A 7,578-nucleotide genomic window follows, 5' to 3' on the forward strand; every position below is an offset into this window, starting at 1 on the left:
GCGAGGCGTCGTGGAACCCGTGCGCGGCGAACTCCTCCACCGCAGCGGAGACAATCGCCTGCTGCTGCGCCGCGGGAAGCTTGGCGAAGCGAGGTCGAACCACGGATCTCAGCAGCCTTCTCAGGCGGGGACGAAGGCGGGTAGCTCGATGGCGTCGTGGAAGCTTCTGCCCATCGCCAGATCCGCTACCTTCGGCAGTCCCATCAGCCTCATCACCGTGTTTCGCACCAGGAGCTGGAGCCTATCCCGCGGCGCGAACGCCACCCCAAGCCCCCTGGCGGCGGCCTGCTTGGACTGCAGGAACGGCGCGAGCCGCTTCTGGTAGCGGGTAAACGCGAGTCCGTGATCGCCGTCGGCCCGGGCCAGCTCAGCAGCCAGCACATATGACTCGATCATGGCCAGCGCCGAGCCCTGGCCGGCCAGCAGCGACGGACAGGCTGCCGCATCCCCGACCAGGGCCACCCGGCCGCGCGTCCAGGACGGCATCTGGATCTGGCTTACAGCATCGAAGTAGAACGTCGTGGCCTGTGGCATCGCCTCGACCAGCGACGGCGTCTCCCAGCCCGCCCCGGCCAACCGTTCGCGCAGCAACTCCTGCTGCTCCGCAACGCTGTCGAGGGGCACCCGGCCGTCGTGTCGGACCGTGAAGACCACCATGGTGACGTCGTCGCGCAACGACATCCGGACCGCCTGGAAACCAACCTCGGCATGCATGATGGCGACCAGCTCGTCGCGCGGTCGGTATCCCGCGACGTCGAACACCGAAACGACAATGCCCTGGTACTGCTCGAACTGCTGGTCGGGGCCGAACGCCAGCCGACGGACCTGTGAGTGCAGCCCGTCAGCTCCCACGACGAGATCGAAGTCGCGTGGCTGCTCATTCTCGAATGTGACGCGGACTCGATCCCCGTCGTCGTCGAGAGCGCATACCGTGTCATCCACAATCAGCTCCACCGCGCCTTCCAGCGCGTCGTAGATGGCCGCGGCCAGATCGGAGCGGGCGATGCTGACATACCGCTCGGTCGATCCCATGATCCCCGACGGATTGACCGACGCGATCCGACGACCGCCGCGGTCGACGGACCGCGCCTCAGTCATCACATATCCGCGCCTGCTCAGCTCGGGAACGATCCCCATCCGATCGGCCACATCGAACCCGGCCCCCCAGAAGTCGACCAGATAGCCACCGCGTCGCAGCTCCGGCGCGCGCTCGACCAACGTGGGCTGATGCCCCGCCTGGAGCAGCCAGAAAGCCAGGGTGGGTCCGGCAATCCCGGCACCCACAATCAACACCCTCACTCCGCTAAACCCCTTCTTCTCGACTGTCGGTTCGACCATCAGTATAGACTATCGGTCTAACAACTGTCGACCGATCGAAAGCAACTGTCGGCCGTACAAAGGGATGTTCTCGCGGGGGCGACGCGGTCGCCGTCGGCAATGTCTGCAGGGCCAGGCGCAGCGGATCTGGTCCCTTTCGTTCTCGGACCGGCTGATAGTCAGGCGGCCGGTGAGCGAAGCGGTCGGTGTCCTTCGCGTCGGAGCTCTGTTTCGAAGTCGAAGGTGTAGGTGCCGTAGAAGTTGATGTGGTCGTGTTGTGCTGGTGTCAGGTGCGCGGCGCCGTCTGCCGGGATCGGGTGACCGTCGGCGCGCAGGGCGTCGAGAGTGTCGCCCAGGTACGTCGTGTTCCACAGCACGACAGCGTTGGTGACAAGGGTGAGGCAGAGTGCCTGGTCGACCTGGTCGTCGGTGCCGGCGTCGGATCTGGCCTTGGTGGGCGAAGAATAGGTCGCGGCGAGCGCGTGCAGACTCTCACCCTTGTTCAGTTGCCGCCGCACCCGGCGGCGGAGTTCTTCGTTGGCGATGTAGCGGCTCAGGCAGATGGTGCGGACGAGCCGGCCGTATTCCTGAAGTGCACGCGCAAGCGAGTTCTGCCGGCTGCTGGCGTGCAGCTTGGCGATGAGCAGGCTGGCGGTGGTGTGGCCGAACTTCATCGATCCGACGAGCCGGAGCAGATCACTCCAGTGGTCGACGATCAGCTGGGTCTGAATGGGTTGGGTGAGCAGCGGACCGGCGTGCGGGTACCGATCGCGCCAGAAGGGCCCGGCGCCGAGCCGGTACAGCTGCAGCCGACCGATGTCTCGGATCCGTGGGGAGAACCGCAGCCCTGCCAGATCGAAGATCGCGAACGTGGCCAGGGTCTGGCCGGCGGTGTCGGCGGTGTGCTCACGGATCGGTAGGTCGGTCGGGTTGCCGAAGATTTCGTCCAGGACCGCGACGGCTTCCCGCCAGGTGGTCGGGATGACTTTGGTGCCGTAGGTCGAGTGCTGGTCGGAGACGTGGGTGTAGGTGGTGGTGCCTTCGTCGAGGAAGTAGCGCGACAGCGCGCGGGCGGTCAGGCTCCGGCCGCGCTGCGGAAACCGCTGCCCATCCGAAGACGACAAGGTGCCGCCACCCCACAGTGCGGCGAGCGGGTGCCGGTGGTGGGCGTTCACCAGGCGGGCGTTTGCCTCACGCAAGGTCTCCTGGCGTAGGTACCACTGCGAGGTCCACGCAAGAGTGTCTTCGGAGATGCCGGTGGCGTCGGCCATTCCGGCGTAGCCGAGGTTGCAGGCGTAGGCCAGCACCGAGGCGTAGAGATTGCGGACCAGGTCGGGGTTGCGCGGCTGAGCACCGCCGGCGTGGGTGAATGCCTCGCTGAACCGGGTGTCTTGGTCGACTTCGATCAGCAGTGCGGGTAGCTGGACCTGCGGCAGACGAGCGGCGACAGCCTCGGCGAGTGCATCTGCCCCAGCCGGGACTTGCTCGGCGGGTAGCGGCGACACGATCAGATCGCCGTCGTCCCCGATCCGGGCCAGGCCTTCACTCGCCGGGTCGGAGAGTATTCGGTTCAGATCGTCAACCGCGGCGTGGAGCTCGGTCTCCAGCCGGTGTAGTTGGCGCGTCGGATCAGCGTCGGTACCGGTGACGGTGCAGAAGTCGTCGCGTTGGGTCGCCCATGTCCCAGCCGGGATGAGCAGAGTCGTCGGATCGGTATACCGGCGGGAGCCGGGCACCCACATGTCGCCCGAGCGCAGTTTCGGCTGCACCCCGTACAGCACGCTCAGTTCCCAATAGTGCCGATACGCGGCCCCGCGACCCTGCCGCCCACGGGTCTGGTCGAGGTAGCCGCGCCAGCGAGCCGGCACGAAGATCGTGGCCTCGTTGGCTGGTGGCCCGCTCGGGGACAGTGGTTCGACCGGCGGCGTTCAACTCGCGCAACACGTCCACCGCCGCCAACAGCGCGGCGACCTCCGGGTTGGCGGTATTGCCGGTCACCGGCAGGTGCGCGACGACCGCCGGGGTGAAGGTCCGCAGGTACTTGTAGCGGGCGGCGAGCAGATCGAAATGACCGTGATCACGCGGCTGCCGCTCTTCGGCCGGCCGACGCGCCGCCTGCAGTCGCTGCATGCCGACGCGTTCCCGGACCAGCCGGCCGGCGTCCGCATCAGACACCAGCGGGTCGGCAAGAATGTCGAGCATCTCATCGAGGAGACGTCCGCGGTCGATCTCGATCTTGGCCCGTTCCACGACCCGCTGGGACAGGTCATACCGGGCGCGCGAGTCAGCCCCGGCCAACGCCTGATCCAACAGCTGCACGAGTTCGTCGAGTACCTCGACATAGGTCTCAGCCAGCGTGGCCAGCAAGATCGGGTATCGCCGGTCGACGTCGGCGCGCTGCAACGCCTGGTTCGTGGATCGGCGCCCGGTCTCGACGAGCATCCGCCGGCGACCAGCCGGCAGCACGGAGAGGTCGAGCCGATCAGCGCCGTGAGCACGCAGGAACTCCAGCTTGGTCAGCTCTGCCTTGAGCACTTCCGGGGTTGCAGCGGTCGCGCCGCGACGCAGCCACGCCAGGCGAGTCATGCCCAAGTCGTCATCGACATCCAGCAGCCCGTCCAACCCAGCCGCGCGTCGTGGAGTGAACAGCGGGGCGAGCCGGTGGTAGGTCTCGGCGCGGGCACCGTCGCGAGCCGCCGCGACCGTCCGGGACAACATGTCCACTGATGGGCGGACGATCCGTTCGTTGCGTAGCCAGTCGCACGCCAGCTGAAGCAACACGCCCGGTGCGTCGTGTTCCATAGCCCGAGCCTGAAGGAAAGCGTCGAGCTGCTTACGGTGACCGGCGAAGGCGCGCCAGCCGAGTCGGGCCAGCACCAGCGCCCGGTGATCACGTTGGGTGCGGCCCTCCCAGCCGCCGTATCCGGCGAGCATCGCGGACACGTCATCGCCGGGCAGGCCGAGCTGTGCGGCCAAGCGGTCTACCGCGGCCGACGGGCACCCAGTCAGCTCATCCGGGATCCAGCCCAGCCACGGCAGTGCGCACAGCTGGACGGCGGCGCCGATCCGGTTCTCCACCCGAACGTTCGCGACCAGCCAGCCGAGATCGTCGCTGCTCAGCGTGAAGTACGTGACCAGATCGTCATCGGCGATCTCGTCCGGCCAACCACTCAGCCGCGCAAGCTCAGCATCGGACAGAAACCGAACTGGCATGAGGCACGCTATCCAGCGACGACCATGGCCCACGAAAGGGGCGACAGTCCCGGGATCCGACTCCCCCGACCTCCCGGAGCTCACCGTTCCACAACTTTGTGACAGCAGGCTCGCACCAAGGAGGTAGGGACCAGATTTGCTCCGTTGCTAAGGAGACCCCGATGTGTCGGACACGGGTCTCATCTCGCAAGCAGTGCGCGGAGCCGGTTGGCGTTGCGGACGGCGTGCCCAGCCCCGTCGTTGTTGAAGTACACCCAGACGTCTTTGTCGCTGCACCGCCATTCCCGGATCCGGTCGGCCCACCAACCCAGGTCCGCCTCGCTGTAGCTTCCGCCGTAGAGGTGATCATGGTCGGGGCCATGCAGCCGGACATAGACGAAGGGCGCGGTCGCCCGCAGGACGCCGGTCAACGCAGCCCGCAACAACAGATGGCCGATCTGAACCAGGGCCGGCTTCGAATGATGCCGAAACAGCGTGCGGTGCAGATGGACCGGAGCCAACGCCAACGCCGTAGTCACCGTCGCCGCCAGCACCAGAAACAGATACACGGTCTTGTCGAAGGCCGGCAGCCCGTGAAACGTGGGCTGGAACGCAATCGTCAACAAGAACCCACTCAAGATCTGGGTCCCCGTCTGCGTCACCCGCATCTCCTGCAGCAACTCGTTCCAGTTCCGGTCCATCCGCTCGTTGATCGTCTCGTCCCGACCGTCACCGGGATCGACGTCCCGCCCCTCCATCGTCATACCGAACCAGTACCCCCAGAACAGCAACCGCCCGGGCCGCTCGCGGTCGCATCTGAGCCTTGCCTCCAGCCGCAATGATCAGACCCTCATCTCAACGATTCCGATGGGTCGTCGTCGCTCAAGCCGGCAGTCCGACCAGAACCAGCGCCCCGGCTCGCCTGACCGTGACCGGCGGCATCGGGCGGCGGGTTGCGCCGGTGGTACCAGATGGTCAGCGAGCCGCCCCGCACCTCCGGCGAGGAACCTCACTGATCGAGCCATTCCGGCTGCGGCGGCGGCGTGGTGTGACGCGGGTGAGCAGGCCGCGGACATCGACCGCGCCCTCCCGCCTTCGCTTCGATGACGCGAAGCGGCTCGCGGAGACTCATCCTTCCGCAGATCCGAGTCACCCGGCGGTCCGGAACGCCTGACCCGGCCGATGGCCTGGAGCGATGCGGCGACCCCGACAGGCACGATCAGCCACTGTGCCTTCTTCGCCGCGCGACAGCCATCGGCCGAGCTCTATCGAGCCGATACCCGCACCCGCGGCCAGCACACGCGCTCCCACGCAGGGCGGCTCTCACGATGCCGAGATTCGAGTCGCGCCGGGCAGTCCGGATCAACAACCGTGATCCTGGCACGAAACGGCTGCCGCTGCACCGGCTCGGCACGGCTTCCCGGCGATTTGTTCCAGCTGATCGATCCGTCCGCGGCCCACGCTCCTCGGCTCGTCGGAATCTCCTCCTGATCCCTAGCACGCTTGGCTAGAACACCTGGAAAGGGCTGGCCGCATCTGGGCGCCAGGTGAGACCGTTGCCGACTGATTCTGGTGGATGCAGTGCACTGTCTCGGGGTGGGTCGGCGCCGTCGAAGAAGAGCTGTTCGATCCTGACGTGGTCGTGGAACCATTCGAGGTGGCGCAGGTTCGGCACGGCGGCCAGCACGGCCAGGTGCTGGTAGGGCGCGCAGTGACCGGAGATATCGAGATGGTGGGCGGCGGCGAGGGGTGTGATGCGCAGCAGCTCGCTGATTCCGCCGCACCGGGTGGCATCGACCTGGAGACAGTCGACCGCCCCGGCCTCGGCCATCCGTGCGAAGTAGTCCAGACTGTAGCCGTATTCGCCGGCGGTGACGTCGGCTTGGCATCCCTCTCGGACCCGTCGCAGCCCGGCGAGGTCGTCGCTGGAGACGGGTTCTTCGAACCAGGTCACGTCTAGCGTGTCCAACGCATAACTCATCCGAACTGCTTGAGCGACGGTGTAGCCGGCGATGGCGTCGACGTACAGCTCGCCCTGGTCGCCGACTCCGTCCCGGGCCTGCCGCACCCGAGCCAGGTCACGGTCTTGGTCGGTTCCCCAGGCCTCCCCGATCTTGATCTTGACCCGGGTGAGGTGGTCGTCGTGTACCCAGCCTGCGAGCTGTGCGGCCAGCTGCTCGTCGTCGTAGCTGGTGAAGCCGCCGGAACCGTAGATCGGCACGGCGTCTCGGACCGCGCCAAGGAGCCGGTGCAGCGGCAGGCCCAGCACGCGGGCCTTCAGGTCCCACAGGGCACAGTCGGTCGCGGACACCGCCATTGACCCGATGCCCGGGTAGCCGATGTTGCGCAAGGCGATCCGCAGATCAGGCCAGATCCGGCCGATGTCGGTGACCGGACGTCCGATCAGCATCGGCGCCAGGGTTTGCCGGATCAACGTCGCGGTCGCGACCGACCCATACGTCCAGCCTGTGCCGACCTGGCCGTCGGCCCAGATCCGGACCAGCACCATCGTGGTCTCGGTCCAGGTGAAGGTGCCGTCGGCCTCGGGGGCGTCGGTGGGCACGGTGTAGGCCGAGACCTCCGCGCGCTCGACACTCAGCGGCCGGGCCACCGGTCAGGAGCTCCTGCCGGGCAGCACCTCGGCGAGTTTGGACTTGACCCCTTCCTTGATCATGTCGAGCCGGTCGGTGTCGCCGCGGACGATCGACTCGGCGGCGTTGATCATCTGGTCCCAGGTGGCGTGCGGCGGGATCGGCGGCACCGCCGGGTCGGCACGGAACTCGATCAGACAGGGCCGGGTGGCCGCGAGGGCCCGGTCCCAGGCGTCGCCGACCTGGGCGGCGTCGGTACAGGAGATGCCGTCCAGCCCGAGGCTTTGGGCGTAGCCGGCGTAGGGGAAGTCGGGTAGTTGCTGCGACGGCAGGAACTGGGGTGAGCCGCCCATCGCGCGGAGTTCCCAGGTGACCTGGTTCAGGTCGTCGTTGTGCAGCACCATCACGACCAGCCGCGGATCGGACCAGTCGCGCCAGTACTTGGCGATGGTGATCAGTTCGTTGATGCCGTTCATCT

At 67.1% G+C, this 7,578-nt stretch carries 5 protein-coding genes and 1 pseudogene; all 6 read right to left on the minus strand.

The features are described 5' to 3' along the window. Positions 1-120 precede the first annotated feature (120 nt). A complete protein-coding gene (locus ABD747_RS02120) occupies positions 121-1,338 on the minus strand; it encodes an FAD-binding domain (RefSeq protein WP_344801432.1) in 1,218 nt (405 codons plus the stop codon). A gap of 158 nt (positions 1,339-1,496) precedes the next feature. After that, on the minus strand, positions 1,497-3,185 hold the full coding sequence (locus ABD747_RS02125) for a Tn3 family transposase (protein ID WP_344801433.1): 1,689 nt from the start codon (positions 3,183-3,185) through the stop codon (positions 1,497-1,499). A gap of 835 nt (positions 3,186-4,020) precedes the next feature. Next, positions 4,021-4,530: pseudogene (locus ABD747_RS02130) on the minus strand (DUF4158 domain-containing protein); the annotation flags it as partial. 179 nt (positions 4,531-4,709) lie between these two features. Continuing rightward, entirely contained in the window at positions 4,710-5,267 is a 558-nt protein-coding gene (locus ABD747_RS02135; protein ID WP_344801434.1) for a DUF6328 family protein, read from the minus strand. Between the two features lie 749 nt (positions 5,268-6,016). Then, positions 6,017-7,120: an enolase C-terminal domain-like protein gene (locus tag ABD747_RS02140; RefSeq protein ID WP_344801435.1), complete on the minus strand. Its 1,104-nt coding sequence runs from the start codon at positions 7,118-7,120 to the stop codon at positions 6,017-6,019. A gap of 3 nt (positions 7,121-7,123) precedes the next feature. Beyond that, positions 7,124-7,578, minus strand: a 455-nt coding sequence (locus ABD747_RS02145) for a thiamine pyrophosphate-dependent enzyme (protein WP_344801436.1), incomplete at its 5' end; no start/stop codon positions are given.

Origin of the sequence: Microlunatus ginsengisoli, from assembly GCF_039537205.1 — a bacterium.
Lineage (GTDB): Bacteria > Actinomycetota > Actinomycetes > Propionibacteriales > Propionibacteriaceae > Microlunatus > Microlunatus ginsengisoli.

Bases quoted from the DNA above. Each gene is read 5' to 3' on its own strand.
- ABD747_RS02120 (WP_344801432.1), bottom strand. From the start codon at position 1,338: ATGGTCGAACCGACAGTCGAGAAGAAGGGGTTTAGCGGAGTGAGGGTG.
- ABD747_RS02135 (WP_344801434.1), bottom strand. From the start codon at position 5,267: ATGGAGGGGCGGGACGTCGATCCCGGTGACGGTCGGGACGAGACGATC.